Annotated in this window: 17 protein-coding genes; 8 read left to right on the forward strand and 9 right to left on the reverse strand. The window is 51.2% G+C overall.

Translation table 11 applies throughout. The features are described from left to right. Positions 1–17: 17 nt before the first annotated feature. Positions 18–2,333: a penicillin-binding protein 1A gene (locus tag JQN73_RS10150; RefSeq protein WP_205323302.1), complete on the reverse strand. Its 2,316-nt coding sequence runs from the start codon at positions 2,331–2,333 to the stop codon at positions 18–20. A gap of 559 nt (positions 2,334–2,892) precedes the next feature. On the opposite strand from JQN73_RS10150, the gene JQN73_RS10155 reads away from it, so the two are divergent. From JQN73_RS10155 to JQN73_RS10190, 8 genes are all read left to right on the forward strand, one after another. Then, positions 2,893–3,972, forward strand: a complete 1,080-nt coding sequence (locus tag JQN73_RS10155) for a pilus assembly protein PilM (RefSeq protein ID WP_205322900.1) — start codon at positions 2,893–2,895, stop codon at positions 3,970–3,972. Then, positions 3,972–4,589, forward strand: coding sequence for a PilN domain-containing protein (locus JQN73_RS10160; RefSeq protein WP_205322901.1), 618 nt, complete (start codon positions 3,972–3,974; stop codon positions 4,587–4,589). The genes JQN73_RS10155 and JQN73_RS10160 overlap by 1 nt, the downstream gene beginning before the upstream one ends. A gap of 28 nt (positions 4,590–4,617) precedes the next feature. Then, entirely contained in the window at positions 4,618–5,277 is a 660-nt protein-coding gene (locus JQN73_RS10165) for a type 4a pilus biogenesis protein PilO (protein WP_205322902.1), read from the forward strand. Further along, positions 5,274–5,828, forward strand: a complete 555-nt coding sequence (locus JQN73_RS10170; protein WP_205322903.1) for a pilus assembly protein PilP — start codon at positions 5,274–5,276, stop codon at positions 5,826–5,828. The genes JQN73_RS10165 and JQN73_RS10170 overlap by 4 nt, the downstream gene beginning before the upstream one ends. Before the next feature lie 101 nt (positions 5,829–5,929). Then, positions 5,930–8,089: a type IV pilus secretin PilQ gene (gene pilQ / locus JQN73_RS10175; RefSeq protein ID WP_240162551.1), complete on the forward strand. Its 2,160-nt coding sequence runs from the start codon at positions 5,930–5,932 to the stop codon at positions 8,087–8,089. A 287-nt stretch (positions 8,090–8,376) separates the two neighbouring features. Then, entirely contained in the window at positions 8,377–10,215 is a 1,839-nt protein-coding gene (gene aroB / locus JQN73_RS10180) for a 3-dehydroquinate synthase (protein WP_205322905.1), read from the forward strand. After that, complete coding sequence (locus JQN73_RS10185) at positions 10,212–11,393, forward strand: deoxyguanosinetriphosphate triphosphohydrolase (RefSeq protein ID WP_205322906.1); 1,182 nt, start codon at positions 10,212–10,214, stop codon at positions 11,391–11,393. Before aroB ends, JQN73_RS10185 begins: the two co-directional genes overlap by 4 nt. A gap of 343 nt (positions 11,394–11,736) precedes the next feature. After that, positions 11,737–12,435 carry a DUF4197 domain-containing protein gene (locus JQN73_RS10190; protein ID WP_205322907.1) on the forward strand — a complete coding sequence of 233 codons (699 nt, stop codon included), beginning with the start codon at positions 11,737–11,739 and terminating at the stop codon, positions 12,433–12,435. Positions 12,436–12,669: 234 nt separating this feature from the next. Here the strand turns inward: JQN73_RS10190 and hpf are convergent, their stop codons facing one another. From hpf to JQN73_RS10230, 8 genes are all read right to left on the reverse strand, one after another. Then, a complete protein-coding gene (hpf, locus tag JQN73_RS10195; RefSeq protein ID WP_205322908.1) occupies positions 12,670–13,023 on the reverse strand; it encodes a ribosome hibernation-promoting factor, HPF/YfiA family in 354 nt (117 codons plus the stop codon). A 130-nt stretch (positions 13,024–13,153) separates the two neighbouring features. Beyond that, entirely contained in the window at positions 13,154–14,650 is a 1,497-nt protein-coding gene (locus JQN73_RS10200) for an RNA polymerase factor sigma-54 (RefSeq protein WP_205322909.1), read from the reverse strand. A 17-nt stretch (positions 14,651–14,667) separates the two neighbouring features. Continuing rightward, positions 14,668–15,420 (reverse strand): LPS export ABC transporter ATP-binding protein, encoded by a 753-nt coding sequence (gene lptB, locus JQN73_RS10205; protein WP_205322910.1) that lies wholly within the window; start codon positions 15,418–15,420, stop codon positions 14,668–14,670. A gap of 1 nt (position 15,421) precedes the next feature. Next, positions 15,422–15,961 carry a lipopolysaccharide transport periplasmic protein LptA gene (lptA, locus tag JQN73_RS10210; RefSeq protein WP_205322911.1) on the reverse strand — a complete coding sequence of 180 codons (540 nt, stop codon included), beginning with the start codon at positions 15,959–15,961 and terminating at the stop codon, positions 15,422–15,424. A gap of 82 nt (positions 15,962–16,043) precedes the next feature. Then, positions 16,044–16,646 (reverse strand): LPS export ABC transporter periplasmic protein LptC, encoded by a 603-nt coding sequence (gene lptC, locus JQN73_RS10215; protein WP_205322912.1) that lies wholly within the window; start codon positions 16,644–16,646, stop codon positions 16,044–16,046. Positions 16,647–16,653: 7 nt separating this feature from the next. Further along, positions 16,654–17,220: an HAD family hydrolase gene (locus JQN73_RS10220; RefSeq protein WP_205322913.1), complete on the reverse strand. Its 567-nt coding sequence runs from the start codon at positions 17,218–17,220 to the stop codon at positions 16,654–16,656. Continuing rightward, positions 17,220–18,251: an SIS domain-containing protein gene (locus JQN73_RS10225; RefSeq protein WP_205323303.1), complete on the reverse strand. Its 1,032-nt coding sequence runs from the start codon at positions 18,249–18,251 to the stop codon at positions 17,220–17,222. Before JQN73_RS10225 ends, JQN73_RS10220 begins: the two co-directional genes overlap by 1 nt. 480 nt (positions 18,252–18,731) lie before the next feature. Next, entirely contained in the window at positions 18,732–20,753 is a 2,022-nt protein-coding gene (locus JQN73_RS10230) for a S8 family serine peptidase (RefSeq protein WP_205322914.1), read from the reverse strand. Between the last annotated feature and the right edge of the window lie 92 nt (positions 20,754–20,845).

A 20,845-nucleotide genomic window follows, 5' to 3' on the forward strand; every position in this document is an offset into this window, starting at 1 on the left:
ATCTGCGTCGCTCTCACCTAAAACAATTCATTCTTGACTTCGTCTTGCGCTTTGTCGTCCGCACCAGGTGTGCCGGTGCTACCGACACCGATGCTTTGGGTGCCGGTGCCGGGTGGATATTCAGCGTAATAATATTCCGTGCCGCTATGCAGCAGACCTTCCGGAACCTCGCGCTCCACGGTTGGAAGTCCTTTCAACGCTTTTTCCATATAGTCGATCCAGATGGGCAGCGCTAAACCGCCGCCCGTCTCGCGATCACCCATATTTTTTGGCTGGTCGAAACCCATCCAGGTGACGGCTACCAAGGTCGGCTGATAACCCGCAAACCATGCATCCATGGAGTCATTGGTGGTGCCGGTTTTGCCGGCCAGATCTGTTCGTTTTAGCGCCATCGCCTTAACGCCTGTGCCAGCGCGCACCACATCTTTAAGCATGCTATCCATCAAAAATGCGTTGCGTGGATCGATCACGCGATTTGCCTCATCTCCCGCTTTGGCGGGGTGTGCTTCTGCCAGCACCTGTCCGTTCGCATCTAGAATTTTGCTGATCAGGTAAGGATTAACTTTGTATCCGCCATTCGCAAAAACGGCATAGCCCGCGGCTAATTGCATTGGCGTCACGGCACCCGCGCCAAGGGCCAGGGTCAGATACGGAGGATTTTTGTCAGGATCGAAACCGAAGCGAGTTGTATATTCCTGGCCGTATTGCGCACCAATTTTATCCAGAATTCGCACTGATATCATGTTCTTGGATTTCATCAATCCTCTGCGCATGGTCATCGGACCTTCGTATTTATTGCCATAGTTTTTTGGCTGCCATACCTGTCCGCCAGTCAGGCCGCCGCCGAAAGTAATCGGCGCATCATTGATAATCGTCGCTGGCGACAAGCCTTTTTCAAGCGAGGCGGAATAGATGAACGGTTTGAATGAGGAACCCGGCTGGCGCCATGCCTGCGTGACATGATTGAACTTATTGCGATTAAAATCAAAGCCCCCAACCAACGCCCGAATAGCACCATCGCTGGTGCTGGTGGAAATTAACGCCGATTCCACCGCAGGCATTTGCGTAATGATCCAGGTCTTTTGATTTTGCATGACACGAATGATGGCACCGGGTTTTACTTTACGTTGAGGTGGCGCTTTGTCACTCAATAAATTGGTCGCAATGCTTAAGCCGCTACCGGTGATCGTGATTTCCTCACCGGTGGAGAGCACGGCACGCACGCTTTTCGGGCTGGCCTCAAGCACCACTGCAGCGACGATATCATCGCTGTCAGGATGGTCCGCCAATTCCACTTCGATTGCCGCATCCAGCTCTTCCTTGGAACCGGTCGGAATGGTCATGTAGCCTTCCGGACCGCGGTAACCGCGTCGCTTGTCGTAGCTCATTACCCCGCGTCGCAACGCAAAATAAGCGGCATCCTGATCGGCCTTGGTGATGGTAGTGAAGACATTCAGGCCACGTGTATAAGTTGCATCTTTGAATTGTTCATAGACCAGTTGACGCGCCATTTCTGCCACATATTCAGCGTGAATACCAAACTCGGTGGCACCGGTTTTCAATCGCAGTGGCTCGTTTTTGGCTTGCTCATATTGTTCTGGCGTGATGTAGCCCAATTGTTGCATACGCAACAAAATATATTGTTGGCGTGCAGTCGCCCGTTTCGGGTTAACGACCGGATTATTTGCCGATGGTGCTTTCGGCAATCCCGCCAGCATCGCGGCTTCCGCAATCGTCAGGTCTTGCAGTTTTTTGCCGAAATAAACCTGGGCTGCGGAAGCAAATCCGTACGCTCTTTGACCCAGGTAAATCTGGTTCATGTAAACCTCAAGAATTTGATCCTTGGTGAGATTTTGTTCAATTTTCCACGCCAGTGGTATTTCGTAAAGAAATTTACGTGACGCTTTCTGAAGAAACGTTGGTTCGTTGCTGGTGAGGAAAAAATTCCGTGCGACTTGTTGTGTAATGGTACTCGCGCCGCCGCCGCCGCCAGTAAGATTAGAAAATGTAGCGCGCAAGATGCCTTGGTAATCAACGCCGCCATGCTGATAAAAGCGATCATCTTCAATCGCCAGTACCGCTTTTTTAACCACATCCGGGATGTCGTTGATATGCACCAGACTGCGGCGCTCCTCGCCGAATTCACCGATGAGGACGCCGTCTGCCGAAAAAATTCGGAGAGGAATTTTAGGGCGATAGTCCGTCAGCGAGTCGAGCGCGGGAAGGTTGGGCCATGCCAGCGCGAGCATAAATCCGAACGTCAGGGCGCCAATTGCAAAGATCCCCACCAACACGCCGAAAAAGCCAATAAGCAGCCTTAACACCAACGGCATGCGGCGCTTTGGCGAAGGCGAGGGATTACTAGAATTCAAATCGGGAACGGGAGGTGTCATGCTTGGGTGAAATAACTGTAATGATGCGTCGCATTATAACGGCACACGTTAACCGCACAACAGGGCATAAAACTTGCAAGTATAGGGAAATTACTTAAATTTGGTCTTTATCGCATAAATTCACACAGGAAGTGGACGAAAAGCATTACATTTGACAATAATTTACCGTGGATGTGACCGAATTTGGCGCTATCTCATAGCATAGTTGCCGAGCGGGAAAGGTTAGCTTCAGGTATTCCCCATTTGTTATTTGTTGTTTTTTTTCAACATAAGCGTGGGCGATGAATTGGCGACAAACGGGCAACAAACGGGCAACAAATGGCCAACGAACGGCCAGCGAAGGTATCAGCGAATGTACGAACGTATGCCTCCTACAGCAGAGATATTTTGAGCAGTTTTCAATATGATTTTGCAGCAGATCGATGTTGAATACGTAAAATTTAGACTTACTGTTTGATGAAATGTTCCCGCAAAAATCACGCTCATCGGAGAAAGCCTCTTGGCATTAGATCTTGGATCATTGTTCGGCAAAAAGAACCCACCGTTAGTGGGGATCGATATCAGCGCCTCTGGCGTGCGTTTGGTGGAATTGTCGGCGGCGGGAAACGACCAGCTAAAGTTGGAGCGTTATGCCTCGGAACCGTTGCCGCGTGGCGCAGTGGTGGATGGCAATATCGAGAATATTGAACTCGTCGCAGAAACAGTGCGACGGCTCTGGAAAAAAAGTGGTTCAAATACTAGAAGCGTCGCCCTTGGCATGCCGTCAGCATCAGTCATCACCAAAAAAATTATTCTGCCCGGCGGAATGAGTGACGACGAACTCGAACTGCAGGTCGAATCGGAAGCGAGCCAATATATTCCCTTTGCACTGGACGAGGTCAGTCTGGATTTTTACGTGATTGGTCCTGCACAACAGGTCCCTGAAGATGTTGAGGTGTTGCTGGCCGCGACGCGTAAGGAAAAAGTCGAGGATCGCGTAGCCGTAGCGGAGTCGGCCGGGCTTAAGCCAGTCGTCATGGATATTGAGTCTTACGCTGCACGGGGCGCGATCAATCGCATTGTCTCCCAATTGCCGAATGCCGGGCGCGGTCAAATGGTCGGACTTTTTCAGATAGGCGGCCAAAGCACCCACGTTTCAGCTCTGCTGGACGGGCAGCTGATCTATGAGCGCGAGCAACCGTTTGGGGGGCAGCAACTGACGCAGGATATTGTGCGCGCGTTTGGGCTCTCCTACGAAGAGGCAGAAGCCAAAAAGCGAACAGGTGATTTACCTGAAAACTATCAAGAGGAAATCCTGAAGCCATTTTTGGAGAGCGCTGCCATCGAACTCAGCAGAGCGATTCAATTCTTCTACACCTCCACCCCTTACACACGCATGGACCAGCTTTATCTGGCAGGCGGCTGCGCAAGTATTCCCGGCATAGTTGAAGCAGTCGCCGGGCGCGTCAAGATCTCGACCTCTCTGGTTAATCCATTTGCCGGCATGAAATTGGCGTCAAACGTGCGCGAAAAGCAGATGCGAATTGAAGCGCCGTCTTATTTAATCGCTTGCGGCTTAGCAATGCGGAGATTTGGCTGATGATTAAAATTAATCTACTTCCCCACCGCGAAGCAACGCGCAAAAAACGCAAGGAAGCGTTTTTTGTCATGCTCGCGCTGTCTGCCATATCTGGCTTGTTGTTGGTGCTAGCCGTCGGGGCCTTCTTTTCTCACGCGATATCAGAGCAAAATGCCCGCAACCTCTACATCCAGACAGAAAATACCCGTCTTGATGGACAGATCAAAGAAATCGTCAGCCTCAAGCAAGACATTGCCTCTCTTAAAGCCCGGCAACAAGCTGTAGAAAACCTGCAAAGTGACCGAAACCAGCCGGTGTATTTGATGGATGAACTTGTCAAGCAGGTGCCGGAAGGGATATATCTGCGCAGCTTTAAACAAGAAGATCAGCGTGTCGTGCTCAGCGGCTACGCGCAATCCAATGAACGAGTCTCTGAATTATTGCGCAATCTTAGTAACAATTCTGTGTGGTTGGAGCGACCAGATTTGATTGAAATTCGTGCGGCCAATATTACGATCGGTAAGGACCCCAAACGGGTTTTCGACTTCACTATAAATGTTGGCATTAAGCGCCCACGGGATATTGCAACCGCCAGCGCAAATGGTGGTCAGGTCGCCGCCCCGGTGGTCGCGAAGTGACGCCGCAGCATTCAAAGAGAGACGCAGCATGATTGATTTCAAAAGATTACAGGGGACCGTCAGCGCCCAGTTTCGAGGTCTGAACGGTCGTCATCCGGGGCAGTGGCCAACGATACCGCGCAACCTGTGCGGCGTTGGTGCTTTGTTGGCAGTGCTGGTCCTCGGATGGTACTTTTATTGGAGCGATCAACAGACTGATCTGGCAAATGGTGAACAACAAGAGCTACAGCTGAAAGAACAGTATAAAAGCAAAATCCATCAGGCCATTAATTTAGATGGTTTGCGAAAGCAAAAAAAACAGGTCGCTGAATATGTCATCACGCTGGAAAAGCAGCTTCCCAGCAAGGCCGAAATGGATGCATTGCTATCGGATATCAATCAGGCAGGGATCGGACGAGGATTGCAGTTTGAATTATTTAAGCCCGGTCAGGTAGTGGTGAAGGATTATTACGCCGAGTTACCGATTGATATCAGGATCACCGGGAGCTACCACGATGTCGGTGCGTTCACGAGCGATATCGCTAATCTGCCCCGCATTGTCACGTTAAATAACATGAGCGTGACTGCCGGAAAAGATGGCGTACTGACCTTGGATGCGATTGCAAAAACGTTCCGTTATCTGGACCCCGAGGAAGTGGCCGCGCAACGCGTGATTAGCGACGCTGCCATTCAGAAGGGAGCGAAATGATCGACGTCTACAAGGGCTTAGGCCGTGCAGCTAAATTGGGAGTCGCCGTTCTGGTACTTGCGACCTTAGCCGGGTGTGGCGATAGTGGGGTACAAGAGGTAAAAGAGTGGATGGCAGATGTCAGACTTCACAATCGCCCGTTCATTGCTCCGCTAAAGGCACCAAAAAAATTCATCCCGTTTGCCTATGCCGGCAACAGCAGCATCGATCCGTTTGATGCGAACAAATTGCTGACCGTGCTGGCTAAAATGCAGGCGAATTCGAACGGCCTGAAACCGAACATGGAGCGGCGACGTGAAGCGCTGGAAAGCTATCCGTTAGACACCGTCAAGATGGTTGGCACCTTACAAAAAGTGGGGTTAAGTTATGCATTGTTGCAAATTGATAAGACAGTCTTTCCGATTAAGGTTGGAAATTATGTCGGGCAAAATTTTGGAATGGTGACGCACATCAGTGAGACCGAAGTCAGTGTAAAAGAAATTGTACAAGATGCGTCCGGCGAATGGGTCGAACGCGAAGCCAAGTTAGAATTGCAGGAGAATACAAAATGAGTTCAGCAACGGGTGCGGTAACGCAAGCAACAAAGGGGGCAGCACAACCCGTAGCAAGAGCGTCATTTAATTGTCTTAAGGTGTGTCGTCAGAAAGCATTAATGCTCGCGACGCTAGTTCTTTTCGCCGGGTTTGGACGCGCCGCGCTGGCTGACGACAATACCGTGACAGCTATTAGCGCGAATCATCAAGGCGCCAATACGATTATTACGGTCCATCTGAAAAATCCGATAAAAACCCTTCCTGTGGGCTTTGCAATTGTCAATCCTGCGCGGATCGCGCTGGATTTTCCAGGCGTGGGAAACGCCACAGGTAAGACAGTGCAAGAAGTCAGCCTTGGCGATGTCCGCAACGTCATTGTGGCGCAAAATGATGATCGGGTTCGTTTGGTGATCAATCTCAAGCGTGCGCTAAATTATGCTTTGGCAATGGACGGAAACGCGGTCGTTGTAACGATCGATGGCTCGGGCGGCGTGGCGACAGCGGTCGACTCAACCGGCCAACCGGTTCTCCCTGCAACGTTGGATCGTTCTGCTGTGCTGACGACGCCGATTGCCGCTCCGGTAGCGACCGCCGTCACCTCAGCGGTCACTTACCCGTCCGTGGCGAACAGCGATAGTAAGCCCGCATTACGTGATATCGACTTTCGTCGTGGTAGCGATGGTGAAGGTCGGATTGTCGTCGATCTGCCGAGTAAACAAGTCGTGGTAAACGTCCGGCAGCAAGGGCAGTCGATCATCGTCGATTTCAACAAGACAAGTTTGCCCGCAACGTTGCGACGTAAATTGGATGTAGGAGATTTCGGTACGCCGGTACGCACCATTACCACCATGACTCAGGGTGAAAATGTCCGCATGGTCATTGAGCCGAAAGGACTCTGGGAGCACACCGCTTATCAGAGCGATTCCCAACTGGTGATTGAGGTCAAACCGATCAAAGAGCAGGCGAACCAGTTAGGGCAGGGAGTGCAACGCTATCATGGAGATAAGTTGTCCTTAAGTTTCCAGAACATTGAGGTGCGGGCAGTGCTGCAGGTGATTGCTGACTTTACCGGTTTGAACATTATTACCAGCGACACGGTCAGCGGCAACCTGACATTGCGATTGAAAGATGTGCCCTGGGATCAGGCGCTCGATATCGTCATGCAGTCCAAAGGACTGGATATGCGTAAAAATGGCTCCGTCATATGGATTGCACCAAAGGACGAGTTGCTGACCAAAGAGAAACTCGAGCTGGAGCAACGCGCCTTGATTGCTGACCTTGAACCGTTGCGGACGGAGGCATTCCAATTGAACTATCAGAAGGCCGAAGCCTTCAAAAAAGTCTTCGGGATTAACGATGACGGCACCAGCGGTGGCGACAAAAAGAACAGTATTTTGTCCAAACGTGGAAGCGCCGTGATTGATCCGCGGACCAATCAGCTATTTATTACCGATACGCCATTGGTATTGGAAAATATCCGCACCCTGGTGACTAAAATTGACATCGCATCACGCCAGGTATTGATTGAAGCGAGGATGGTCGAGGCCAATGACGGGTTCAGTCGTGATCTTGGTGCCAAGCTGGGCTTTGGGTTTAACAGCACTAACGTCGCTGCAGGTGGGCAGCAAATCGCATCGACCACGACGACAACGTCGACCGGTGCCACCATTCCTGGGCTGGGACAAAGTGCCGTCAACTTGCCAGCCTCTCCGGCAACCGGCAATGCGGGTTCGGTTGCATTGACCTTGTTCAATGCCGCTGCCTCCAAATTCATTAGCCTGGAATTGTCCGCGCTTGAAGCTGATGGACAAGGCAAGATCATTTCCAGTCCCCGCGTTGTTACGGCTGATCAACAAAAGGCGCTGATTGAGCAGGGAACAGAAATTCCTTATCAAAGCGCCACTAGTAGCGGAGCGACTTCGGTTGAATTCAAAAAAGCAAACCTGAAACTTGAGGTAACTCCTCAGATAACCCCGGATGGTAATGTTATCTTAACGGTAGACGTCACCAATGACAGTGTCGGGGTGGTGGTTCCGGGAGGAGTGTCTATTAATACCAAGCATGTTCAAACACAGGTTCAGGTAGAAAACGGCGGAACAGTCGTGATCGGCGGTATTTATACGCAGACGATTTCAAATAACGTCAATAAGGTGCCTTTGCTTGGAGATATTCCGGTTCTGGGTTATCTTTTCAAACAAACAGCAATTGTTAACAAACGCACTGAATTATTGATTTTCTTGACACCAAAAGTCGTCGTTGACCGGATCGCAGGGCGTTAATTGCCTGTGAGACCTGTCTGCTTAGAAAGAATCGGCTATATAAATGACCTGAGCGCACCAGAATTCGCTCATTTCACGCTTTGATTCCCTAAGGACGCTAAACCAGGGCCGCCAGTCTCCCAGACACCGGCTTTGCGCTGGTGTCTGGATTTGTCGTGGACTTGTTTGTGTCTATTATTGCGCCCGTCCTTTCTTTAGGATGCTAGCGTCGTAAGCGCTCCTGCACGTTGGCGCAATATAATAGAAACTGGTTCCAAACTGTTAAGTGGTGAAATGGTACGGTGTACATGAAAGGTAATATTATTCTGGTCGGCCTGATGGGGTCGGGCAAAACGACGGTTGGCCGCGCTTTAGCGAGAAAACTAAACAAACTGTTTATCGATTCAGATCACGAGATCGAAGCGCGTACCGGTGCTTCGATTCCACTGATTTTTGAGATCGAGGGAGAGCCGAGCTTTCGACAACGGGAAGCCGAGGTGATTGAGGATCTCACTACGCGTCAGAATATCGTGTTGGCGACTGGTGGCGGGGCTATCTTAAATCCGGAAAGCCGGATCTTTTTGAAGAGCTGCGGCACCGTTATTTACTTGCGTGCCAGTGTTCATCATATATTGCAACGTACTGGCCGTGATAAAAATCGCCCGCTACTGCAAACTGCCGATCCGCGCAGACGGCTTGAAGAGTTGTCACGTCAGCGCGATCCCCTCTATCGTGAAATTGCCGATATCATCATCGATACCGGTCGCCCTAACGTACAATTTTTGGTGCACAGCATTTTGTCTCAGCTCGATATGACACGTATCAATGTTGACGAGCATGTCCTCGCACCACGGAATGCAGGGGAAGGGGCTATGGTGGGTGCGGCAACAGTTGCGACCAATCCGGCACCTGCAAGCGATCCCCTATCCTTCAAATTTCCTATGACCAGGTTAACTACTTTGAACGCTCCGAACACACCAAACACACCAAACGCTCCTCAGAACGCCTCACCTTATGCGGCGACCTCCACGCTGTCAATCAGTCTGCAAGTAGAGCTCGGTGACCGCAGTTACCCAATCGAGATCGGACAGCGGCTTTTGCTGGATGGTGAGTTGATCGCCCGCCAGATTAAGGGCAAGCAAGTTGTCATTGTCACCAACACCGTGGTGGCGCCCCTCTACCTCGATGTTTTGCGTTCTTCCCTCCTTTCAGCAGGCAAGTCCGTTATTGAGATCATTTTGCCTGACGGTGAAGAGGAAAAGAATTGGTCCAACCTGATGGTCATTTTTGATCGCTTACTCATCGAAAAATGTGATCGCAAAACGACTCTGATAGCACTTGGGGGTGGCGTGATTGGCGACCTGACCGGTTACGCCGCGTCGGCCTACATGCGCGGCGTGCCGTTCGTGCAAATTCCGACCACCTTGCTGGCCCAGGTTGATTCATCCGTCGGTGGAAAAACGGGCATCAATCATCCGTTGGGCAAAAACATGATCGGCGCGTTTTACCAGCCTCAGGCCGTGATCGCCGATATCACCACACTACAGACGCTTCCGAGGCGCGAACTATCTGCCGGTTTGGCCGAGGTGATTAAATACGGCGCGGTAATTGACGCGGCATTTTTCGATTGGCTAGAGGCGAACATCGGAAAATTAATGACGCGTGACAGTGCCGCGCTGGCCTACGCGATTCAACGCTCATGCGAAATTAAAGCCGATGTAGTGAGGCAAGATGAACGCGAAGGCGGTTTACGGGCGATACTGAATTTTGGCCACACTTTTGGACATGCGATTGAATCTGGCCTCGGTTACGGCGTCTGGTTGCATGGCGAAGCGGTCGGTTGTGGAATGATTATGGCGGCCAACCTGTCGCACCGTCTTGGCTATATCGATGCCGTCGCACTGGACCGCGTGAGCGCGCTCATTCAGGCTGCAGGCTTGCCAACGGTGGCACCAGATCTTGGTGCAGCACGCTGGCTGGAGCTGATGCAGGTCGATAAGAAAAATGAAGATGGTCAAATCAAATTCATCCTGATGACAAAATTAGGCGGATCGGTCGTCAGCACAGCACCTCAGGAGCCGTTATTAGCGACGATTCAGCAATTGGTCGCACCGCCTCCTGGTCACCCGACTGGCGCCACTCCATGACAAATCAAGAAGCGTCTCTTGCACCGTATGCTGCCCATTCAGCGACATCAAAGGGACGCTTGTTCGATGAACTCGCGCCGGACACGCGCACCGAGTTTCAACGCGACCGTGATCGCATCGTCCATTGCACGGCTTTCCGCCGACTAGAATATAAAACCCAGGTATTCGTAAATCATGAAGGCGACCTGTTCCGCACCAGGCTGACCCACAGCATTGAGGTGGCGCAAATTGCGCGCTCCATAGCGCGTAATTTACAGCTAAACGAAGATCTGGTAGAGGCCATTTCACTTGCGCACGATCTTGGGCACACGCCTTTTGGGCACGCTGGGCAAGATGCGTTGAACGCTTGCATGCACAATTTTGGCGGCTTCGAACATAACTTGCAAAGTCTGCGGCTGGTCGACAAGCTCGAACAGCGTTACGGCGCGTTTGACGGCTTGAATCTGATGTTTGAAACCCGCGAAGGAATCTTGAAGCATTGCTCGTTAGCGAATGCCAAGAAACTGGGCGATATTGGTCAACGTTTTATTCAGCGCAAGCAGCCAGGCCTGGAAGCCCAGGTGGCCAATCTGGCGGACGAAATTGCCTATAATAATCACGATATCGACGACGGCCTGCGTTCGGGTTTGCTGACGCTCGAGCAGATGCTGCAAATCGACTTTTTTGCGCGCCATAATCGCGAAGTGGAAGCGATTTTTCCTGGACTACGTGGGCGCCGTGCGATCAATGAGACCGTGCGCCGCATGATTAACGCTCTAATCAACGATTTGATTGAGACATCGCGCAAGCGCATCGAAGCTGCGGCACCGCAGAGCATTGATGACGTGCGTGATGCGACGCCATTGATTGCTTTTTCGGAGTCGATGGCGCTTGAGGCCACCGCGCTGAAACAGTTTTTGCGTGAAAATCTCTATCGGCATTATCTGGTCAATCGCATGACCAGCAAGGCACGGCGGATCGTGGTTGAGCTATTTGACTGCTTTGTCAACGAACCCGCGTTACTGCCGCCCGACTATCAACTAATGTCACCTGTCACCCCGCAAAACAGCGGCTTGACGGAGACTGACAGTGCACAATTACAGGCCCGGCAGGTCGCCGACTACATCGCAGGGATGACCGATCGTTATGCCATACGCGAGCATCGGCGCTTATTTTTGGTCGACGACGGACATCTATAATCAACATCGTTCGATAGGGCCAGGGCCACGGCCACGGTAACCGGTGCGGGCCCACCCAATTTTAGCCAAAACCGCGCGTGCTTTGGTGACGGATACTGCGGGGGACGGTCTGCAATCTGAACGCCTTACTCTTCTTGCTGTCAAAAACGGCGTGCCGAAATTTCCCACGCGCCGCTTCACGTTCTCCTTTACATTGTGCTTCAGATTCTGCTTCACACTCTGCTTCACATTCGCTTCCGCTTATCTGGCTGGATTGCCTGCCCGATGACCGGCTCGATTTTCGTCGAATTCCCGACGTGGAAGCCTGTGTATTTTTTGTCTTGTTTTTCAAAAAGGACTATTCATGAAATTTTTCTCCCCACCGGCCTGGCGCTTAGGCATTGCCATTTCCCTGGTCTCGACCGCCGCCATGGCAGTTTCTTTAGCTGACTTGAGTAATCAGGACGCCAGTTCAGGACTCAAGGCTGCGCTGAACAAAGGAGCGGACGTGGCAGTGGCCAAGCTTGGTGTCGAAAATGGCTTTTTGAATAACGATAAAGTCAAAATCGGATTACCCGGTATGCTTGAAAAAGCAAGACCACTATTGAAAATGACGGGGAAGGGCCAGCAGTTGGACGATCTGGTGGTGTCCATGAATCATGCTGCAGAGTCGGCAGTGCCACTGGCAAAGCCGTTGTTATTGAATGCAGTGAAATCGATGTCGATTACCGATGCCAAGAATATTTTGAGTGGCGGTGACACATCCGTTACCGACTTTTTCAGAGAGAAAACCGCCACTCCTCTGGGAGCAAAATTTCTTCCCATCGTCAAAAAAATCACTGATGGCAATGGTGTTTCCAGCCAATATAACGCGACCATGGGGTTGGTTAGTAAAACCGGTCTCGTGCCGGGACAGGCAGCCACGGTTGAAGGCTATGTCACGCAGCGTACGCTGGATGGTTTATTTTATATGATCGGAGAAGAAGAAAAAGCCATTCGGAGCGACCCGGTCGGTGCTGGCAGCGCGATTATCGGTAAGGTATTTGGCGCGTTGAAACAATAATCGGCGATCCGCCCGGCAGGCTAATCGGACGAGATGCTTATTTTTTTCGGGACACTTCAACCCGAAAAGATAAAATCATTTATCTCGTAACCATTTGGATAGCCAGGCATGGCCATTTAGCGAGTTTGAAATAACAAAGGGCGCATTAACTGCGCCCTTGCTCATTTGTCAGTATAGTGATTTCTTAAATATTGCTTAAAAAATACTTTCTTTGACGTCTCTGGAAAATTGCCATCACGTTGCTGCTACGGGCAAATCCTCAGGCAGATGCTTAATTGCGGAATGTTGATGATTCTGCAATTTATCCTTATATTTAATCACTTGTCGATCAAGCTTGTCGATCAGCAAATCGATGGCAGCGTAAAGGTCATGCGCAATGCTTTCAGCATGCAGGTCTTTGCCTTTGACGCGCAGATTAATTTCGGCTTTTTGGCGTTTTTCTTTCTCTGTGATTTTGTCTACCGTCAGGATCACACTAATATCTATGACCTGATCGAAGTGGCGCTTGATACGCTCCAATTTGCTTAGTACGTGTTCGCGAATGGCGGGAGTTACGTCGAGGTGATGCCCACTAATTGTGAAATTCATGTAGCGCTCCTATCAAGTATGTCGTTGGCGGTTCGGACCGGGACGATTAACTCAGCTGAATCACCAATTTATTCATCAGCTCAAATCAATCAGCCAGAACACAGCGACGTTGGTGCAAACAAGCAAACAGCTATAAAGATTTACGTAAACTAACCGGCGGAATTCGTAATGCTTCGCGATATTTTGCGACGGTCCGGCGTGCAACTACCATACCTTGTTCCGCGAGCATATCGGCAATCTTGCTGTCAGAGAAAGGACTTTTAGAATCTTCCGCTCCTATCAGTTGTTTGATTAACGCCCGTATCGCCGTTGAGGAAGCCTCTCCACCTGCCTCTGTTGCAACATGGCTGCCAAAGAAATACTTTAATTCGAACATCCCGTGAGGGGTGAGCATGTATTTCTGAGTGGTCACACGTGAGATAGTACTCTCGTGTAATCCTAGTGTATCAGCTATTTCGCGCAACACAAGAGGTCGCATTGCGACCGCGCCATGAGAGAAAAAATTCCTCTGCCGCTCAACAATTGCCTGGGCTACACGCAATATCGTATCGAAGCGCTGACGCATATTTTTGATCAACCATTTCGCCTCCTGCAGCTGCGAATTTAGTGAGCCCTCACTCTTTCCTTGCTTCAAAATGTTGGCATAAAGTGCATTTACGCGCAGCCTTGGCATAACGTCATTGTTGAGCATGACTTGCCAGCCATTCTTTGTTTTTCTGACAATGACGTCTGGCACAACATAATCTGAAGCACCGCCGGAAAAGGTCGCACCTGGGTGTGGATTACACTGTCTGATAACGACCTGTGCTTCGCGCAGATCCTCGTCGTCGCACTCCAGCGCTTTTTTGATTTTATTGAAATCGCGCTGAGCGAATAAGGTTAAATAGCTTTCAACAATTGTCAGCGCCAGGCGGCGGGTGACGAACGCCACTTTGGGAAAAGCTTTGATTTGTAATGCGAGGCATTCCGAGGCGTTACGGGCACCAACGCCGGTCGGGTCGAAACTCTGGACCATTTTCAAAGCCATCGACAACTCTTCAATTTCAATATCAAGTTGCTCCGGGAGGCGTGCGAAAATATCTTCCAGCGGCTCTTCCAGATAGCCATTTTCGTCAAGCGCATCGATGATTAATTCGATCAGCGCACGATCACGTTGTTGATCGACCGCCTCACGCATCTGCTGTAACAAATGCTCGCGCAGCGTTGATTCGCAGGCTTCCAGCTGCGGGCGTGAATCTTCATCGTCGGGCGCTTTGCCGCTTCTGGAGACGTCGTCAAAGCTCCATTCGTTATCGTTGCTATCGTTGCTGCTGTTCTCCTGGCTGTTTTCGCCAGCTTCAGGGGCTTCGCCGCCGCCCTCAGGCTCCACTGGCGAACTGCTCACTTCGCTGTCGCCGGGGGGCGCATCCATCGTTGAGGCGCTGGTACTGATAGCGCCGTCGGCAAGCAGTCGCACCGAGTTATCTAACGGATCGTCGAGGCGCTCCAGCAGCGGGTTTTCAGAAAGGATGTGCTCCAGTTCTTGATGTAACTCCAACGTAGACAGCTGTAATAGACGAATCGATTGCTGCAGTTGAGGGGTGAGCGCCAGATGTTGCGAAGTACGGAGTTGAAGAGATTGTTTCATGGGCGCCAGGGATGCCGTTACATGCGGAAATGTTCACCCAGATAAACCCGTCGCACGGATTCATTTGCGATGATGTCGTCTGGACTGCCACTAGCCAGCACGCTACCCTGGTTGATGATGTATGCGCGGTCACAAATGCCGAGCGTTTCGCGCACATTATGATCGGTGATCAGCACCCCGATACCCCGCTCTTTAAGGAAGCGGACGATGCGCTGGATTTCGATCACGGCGATAGGATCGATCCCGGCAAACGGCTCATCGAGCAACACGAAGCGCGGGTTAGTGGCTAAAGCCCGGGCTATTTCAACCCGTCGGCGCTCGCCGCCTGATAACGATAAAGCCTGATTTTCCCGCAGTTTTTCAATTTGCAGTTCTTGCAAAAGAGACTCGAGTTTGTCCGAAATTTCATCCTTGGTCAGCGGCTTGCCATTCGGACGCTGCAGTTCAAGCACCGCACGAATATTGTCCTCAACCGTTAGCTTGCGAAATACTGAAGCTTCTTGTGGCAAATAGGAAAGGCCAAGAACTGCGCGTTGATGAATCGGTAAGCGCGAAATATCCACGCCATCCAGATCAATCGTTCCACCATCGGATGGCACCAGGCCCACGATCATATAGAACGACGTCGTTTTACCGGCACCATTCGGGCCAAGCAGGCCAACGACTTCGCCGTTTTTTACTTTCAATGAAACGTCGCGCACCACTTGGCGCGCGCCGTAGCTTTTTTCTAACCCTTTAACAATCAGGGTGCTTGAGGCGGTAGTGGTCATCTTATTTCGTCTTTGGCTGGATGACTGCTTTGATGCGACCTGCGCCAGGTTGACTGGTGCCGGAAACATCGTTATTGACCGAGTAGAACTCGACCCGACTATCGTAGGAGATGAATTCACCGTTCACAACATCGGTCACTTTGGAGCCTTCCAGGCGGCGCATTTGCGCCTTGGAAAATAATTTAACGATTTCGGTTTTATCATCGTACTCAATCCGTTCCGCTTGCCCTTCAATCCACAAGTCAGGACCGCCGTCGCGTTTTTGACGGAACGTCGCCAGACCGCCGGGCGGCGCATACAAGGTGGCAAATTGATAGCCTGACGGATCGGTGGTCACCACCACTTTGTCGGCCTTCATGATCAAAGTGCCACGCGTCAATATCACTTTTCCGGTAAAGATCTTGACCTGTTTTACGTCATCGAGCGTGAACTGGTTTGCTTCTACATTGGACGGTTTGTCGGCATCCGCTTTCTCCGCACGGGCGCCCGACATACATGCCAGTTGCAGTGCGAGTAGCGTCAAAAATAGAATACGTTTCATAAAGAATCCTGAAAAAGGATGAGAGCACCGATAGCCCCGACGGCCTGGTTGCAAAATATGGATCATCCGATAGTCATGTGGTTTATTGAGGTCTGCGCGGTGTCGCGCGATAAGTGCCATGGACATCGCCCAGCAGGCGTAATTGCATGGTTGCATTGTTGGCATACATACCGACGCCCGTCATTTTCGACTGGTCAATGGTGATTTCAACCGCCTTATCACTTGTCATGATGTCATCGTCTGGCAGCAACTGAAGATATTCCGATTGCAAATGAAATTTCGAGGAAGTCGGCGTTGCTGATCGATCTGCATTGACGTTGCCATACATGTTGACTTTGCTGTTGTTGTCTTCAATCTTGGCCGTGTTTGAATGCAATGTCATCGGTGGCTGTTGTTTATCCAGACTGCGTATAACGGGAAGAATGACGTCGAACGAATCGTCGCCGGGGTTATGCGTCAAGCGTTGGCCGGAGACGTTGTAACGTGGCTGGCCGTTTAGCGCGAGTTGCACATAGTTAAAATTTTCGACGTAATAATCCGGCGTTACACGCGGCGCAGAGGGGAGCCGTTTTTCGGTGTTTTTACGCATCATTTCCATGACCCAGAAGCTGCCGAGCGTGAGCGCAACACACAGCGTTAGCAGCAGCATGAAACGGAAACGAAAGGTTGAGCGCAGGTTTTTCATACTGGCTCTATAGCGCAGGAACGTCGGTCAGATAGTGCGCCAGTGCGGCGTCGTATTTCCCTTGCGCACGCAAAATCAAATCGCAGACTTCACGCACCGCGCCGAAGCCACCGCTGACCTGTGTAACGTAATGGACGCGTGACTTTACCTCCTGATGACCGTTGGGAACGCTCACAGCCAGACAGGCACGCGACAAAATAGGTAGATCAATAATGTCATCGCCGATAAAACCGCACACATCTGCAGTCAGGTTGGTATCCGCCAACAATGACGCAAAGGCGACATTTTTGTTATGCACGCCTTGATAGACGTGCGTAATGCCGAGATCGCTGGCACGACGGCTGACAATTGGCGATGTCCGTGCGCTGATGATCGCCGTGATGATTCCCGCTTGTTGCAGCAATTTAATGCCGAGTCCATCCAGGACATTGAAGCGCTTCAATGCTTCCCCGTCTGCCCCGAACAACAAGCCGCCATCGGTCAACACACCGTCGACGTCAAAAATCATCATTTTGACTTGTGCCGCACGCGCCAGAACGTCGGACGGCACATTAATATTGGGGTTGCTGATCATCAAATCACCTTGGCACGGGTCAGGTCATGGATATGCAGGGCACCGACCAGTTTGCCTTCGGCGTCCGCCACCAGCAACTGATTGATCCTGAACTCCTCCATGATTTGTACAGCATCAACCGCCAATTGGTCCGGCCCCACAGTGCGCGGGTTGGCATGCATGACATCAGCGATGGTCAACTTGGAAAAGTCTTGTACATGTTCTATCAAGCGTCGCAGATCACCGTCGGTAAACACGCCAACGGGATGAAACTGCGCATTCACGATCGCCGTCATCGCAATGCCTTTGCGGGTTATTTCGAGCAATGCTGCCGATAACGACACCTCCGCCGTGACGGCCGGAATATCGGCTCCGCTACGCATCACATCGCGCACGTGGGTAAGCAAGCGACGACCGAGTGCACCGCCAGGATGCGAGCGCGCAAAATCCTCTTCACGAAAACCGCGTGCATCCAACAATGCCACCGCCAGTGCGTCGCCCAGCGCCAGAGTCGCGGTGGTGCTCGCGGTCGGTGCCAGATTCAGGGTACAGGCTTCCTGTTCAACTTTAACGTTGAGATGAACTGTTGCCAATTGTGCAAGTGAGGAATCGTCGTTGCCGGTCATCGCAATTAATGTTGCGCCCATGCGTTTCACGATCGGCACTATCGCCATTAACTCAGCGGTTTCGCCGGAGTTTGAAATAGCGATAAAGGCATCATTTTCAGTCACCATGCCGAGATCGCCATGGGCGGCTTCAGCAGGATGAATAAATAAAGCGGGCGTGCCGGTCGACGCTAGCGTCGAGGCAATTTTTCGGGCGATATGGCCGGACTTACCGATCCCGGACACGACAACCCGCCCGGAACAATTCAGCAACAATGCCACCGCACGGGCAAAAGGGGCATCCGCAGCTGGTGTAATGCCGTCGGACAGTCGGTTTTTTAGGGCGATGATCGCATCAGCTTCAATTTGCAGTGTTTGACATGCAAGTTCAAGGGCGCGGCTGGCATTAAAAGAATTTGGCAAGATTTTGGTATTGGATACACTCATCTCGAAAGTATAAACGAATTCCCAAAGCAAAAAACTTGCCAGTGCCATTCTGGTGCAATTAATATCGACATACAACACAATCGACATACAACACAATCGACATTCAACCCTGTCGCAGGACCACGAAAGTCTTCTGAGACGTTTGCATTGTCAATTTAATAATTTTTGTCGAAGTGCGCATGGGCTAACGTGCGCATGGGTTAGTCAGCCGAGCTGATAAGTCTGGTATCGATGCGAAGGCTTTTGCAAGCCGGCCCAACCCGTCCCAGCGCGGCGACGAGCGGCATAGCTTGTAGCCTCTTGTAGCGCACTATTTATCTGGGCATGGCTATAAAGGTGAATGGACAAACTTCCACCGAAAACCATCGGGCGCTTTCAGCTATTTCTGATCGGCGAGTCTTTGAGTCGGCTCGCCAAGACCTGTCACCCCAGTCAGGCCAGCCAACCGCGTTCATTCCGATATCGGAAGTCGTCACCGTTTTAGTAAGGCGTCACCACCGGTGGCTTAACACCTTCCCGTTCCTTGACCATCAGGTTTTGCTGTGCGCTCGCTTCACGCTGAGCGGTTTGACTTCCTGCAATCACCGTGATTTGATATAGGCCGATTGCCAACCCTGACAGATTCAATTCCTGCTCTTTACCTTGCAAAACCTCGTTACCGGCGGCATCCAGCACCTTCCAGCTATAAGGACCATTAAAGTTCGCTTGTGCTTTCAGGCTGGCACTTTCTCCTTCCGCTATCGATGTTGCGCCCGCTATTGTCACGGCGGGGGCGACGATCGTCACCTTGATGACGGCACTGCTTTGGTCACCACTCTTGTTGGTCACGGTAAGTTGATAGGTATTCTCGCCAATGTCATTTTTACTCGCAAGGACGCTTGCAATTGGTTTATCGCTGTCAATCAGACGAGCGGACCCGCTCATTTGCTTCCAGACATACTTCACCGCGCCCTTACTTTGGCTGCCATCCAACGGAAAGGCAACGCCACCTCTGGTCGGTCCCACAGCATTGTCAATATCGGTGCCGACAATCGCTTCCGGCGGGATTGGTGGTTTCGACTCATCGAATAACCTCTCGACCACAGCTACCACGTCGGGTTGCATACCGATTGGACGGGCTGCATCCGGGAAAGGGAGCGGGTGCCCCGTCTCGACTAACAACTTACGCATTTTTTTAGGTGGAATAGCGCCTAATCCATTGGCAAAGGCAATACTTTGGATTTGCGCAACAGCGCCCGCAATGATCGGATTAGCAGAGGATGTACCGCCGAACTCATTCGTATACGTATCATCGGCGCAATCTACGCCATCGCAAAAGGTAGTGGTGACATTCCAGCCCCAACTAAACAGATCAACCCGACTACCATATTCTGAGTAGCCAGCTTTGGTACCAGAGGCGGGGTCCGCCCCGCCGGCATAAATCGCGCCACTGTCGAATTTATTCCGATCATATTGGCCTTCAAAAAAAGGATGATCCAGATTGACATTTCCATTCGCCGCAGCAATAACAACGTGCACGCCTTTTTCTTCTGTTAAGTAAGCAATTTCATCCGCAACCGAATGAACGGACTCAACCGGTAAGTAGCAGTGGCTGGTATCTGGCTTGTCACATACCTCCGGCGGCAATGCAGGGGGCCAAAACTGTATGCCGACCTGAACAACGTCACCCGGTTGTAAATGTTGCGCAAGCGAAAATAAACTTCCTTCGCCCGGTTGAGAAAATTTGCTATAGCCTGCCTGTGCTTTCGGAACAAATCCTGTGGTGCCGAAGCCATTATCTTTGGAAAACATAATTCCAGCGCTAGCGGTGTCGTGATCGTCAGGAGTGCGATAGTCGGTTTCGCCATGTATCAGGAACGGGCGTGGCAAATCAACGTGATCGTATGACCAATGACTCCATTCAGTCGAGATTACACGGGCGTATTCACCATCACCGCCAGCGTAACTGCGCGCGGCAATAGAATTTAAACCACCGAGTTCATACCCGGCTTCAGGGGTCGCACTGTGTTTATAGTGCTGAAGCGAGGTGTAATCAGGAAAATCTGACCGCTCGCCGAGTATTTTTCCCGTGTTCTTTTTTTCCGACCGTACTACCGAAATAAGCTCGTCCTGCTTGACGATCACCGGGGTAATCTGAACCGACTCAACCAGCGCATTCGTTTTTAATTCTGTCAGCATTTCCTGTACTGCAGCGGGCGATTTGTTGCTGGTGTCGATTGTGTAATAACGCGTCAGATTATGCCGCTCCATCGCAGCGATATCGTCCTTGGAATAGGTCATCGGCGCAGGAAAAATAGGCTCAAGTCGCAACGCAGTTTGCTCTAGCTGAGCCAGCGCGGCGGCCGTATTTTCCGGCAATTGCTGGTTCGACTCCAATGCCGAAAGTGTGCTGCGTAACAGCACCGTAATGCTGGTGGATTGGGCTTCTTTTGCCTGCAGAGGTAGGGAGAACAGCGCGCCTATCGTGGCGCACAACAATAATTTGGTGAGCGTGGGTTTCATGATGGTGACAATCTTCAATGATGGGTTGTTAGCAATAGCGTTCAGCGTAGCGGCGCATAGGCGCATAGGCGCATAGGCACATCGACGCACGA

The sequence above is a fragment of the Glaciimonas sp. PAMC28666 genome, assembly GCF_016917355.1.
In the GTDB taxonomy this organism is placed as follows: Bacteria; Pseudomonadota; Gammaproteobacteria; order Burkholderiales; family Burkholderiaceae_D; genus Glaciimonas.

What these genes read in the sequence shown, in the direction of transcription:
- aroB (WP_205322905.1), top strand. Translation starts at nt 8,377, where the DNA reads ATGAAAGGTAATATTATTCTGGTCGGCCTGATGGGGTCGGGCAAAACG.
- lptC (WP_205322912.1), bottom strand. Translation starts at nt 16,646, where the DNA reads ATGAAAAACCTGCGCTCAACCTTTCGTTTCCGTTTCATGCTGCTGCTA.
- JQN73_RS10165 (WP_205322902.1), top strand. Translation starts at nt 4,618, where the DNA reads ATGATTGATTTCAAAAGATTACAGGGGACCGTCAGCGCCCAGTTTCGA.
- JQN73_RS10225 (WP_205323303.1), bottom strand. Translation starts at nt 18,251, where the DNA reads ATGAGTGTATCCAATACCAAAATCTTGCCAAATTCTTTTAATGCCAGC.
- JQN73_RS10230 (WP_205322914.1), bottom strand. Translation starts at nt 20,753, where the DNA reads ATGAAACCCACGCTCACCAAATTATTGTTGTGCGCCACGATAGGCGCG.
- lptA (WP_205322911.1), bottom strand. Translation starts at nt 15,961, where the DNA reads ATGAAACGTATTCTATTTTTGACGCTACTCGCACTGCAACTGGCATGT.
- JQN73_RS10190 (WP_205322907.1), top strand. Translation starts at nt 11,737, where the DNA reads ATGAAATTTTTCTCCCCACCGGCCTGGCGCTTAGGCATTGCCATTTCC.
- pilQ (WP_240162551.1), top strand. Translation starts at nt 5,930, where the DNA reads ATGCTCGCGACGCTAGTTCTTTTCGCCGGGTTTGGACGCGCCGCGCTG.
- hpf (WP_205322908.1), bottom strand. Translation starts at nt 13,023, where the DNA reads ATGAATTTCACAATTAGTGGGCATCACCTCGACGTAACTCCCGCCATT.
- JQN73_RS10170 (WP_205322903.1), top strand. Translation starts at nt 5,274, where the DNA reads ATGATCGACGTCTACAAGGGCTTAGGCCGTGCAGCTAAATTGGGAGTC.
- lptB (WP_205322910.1), bottom strand. Translation starts at nt 15,420, where the DNA reads ATGACCACTACCGCCTCAAGCACCCTGATTGTTAAAGGGTTAGAAAAA.
- JQN73_RS10185 (WP_205322906.1), top strand. Translation starts at nt 10,212, where the DNA reads ATGACAAATCAAGAAGCGTCTCTTGCACCGTATGCTGCCCATTCAGCG.
- JQN73_RS10200 (WP_205322909.1), bottom strand. Translation starts at nt 14,650, where the DNA reads ATGAAACAATCTCTTCAACTCCGTACTTCGCAACATCTGGCGCTCACC.
- JQN73_RS10220 (WP_205322913.1), bottom strand. Translation starts at nt 17,220, where the DNA reads ATGATCAGCAACCCCAATATTAATGTGCCGTCCGACGTTCTGGCGCGT.
- JQN73_RS10160 (WP_205322901.1), top strand. Translation starts at nt 3,972, where the DNA reads ATGATTAAAATTAATCTACTTCCCCACCGCGAAGCAACGCGCAAAAAA.
- JQN73_RS10150 (WP_205323302.1), bottom strand. Translation starts at nt 2,333, where the DNA reads ATGCCGTTGGTGTTAAGGCTGCTTATTGGCTTTTTCGGCGTGTTGGTG.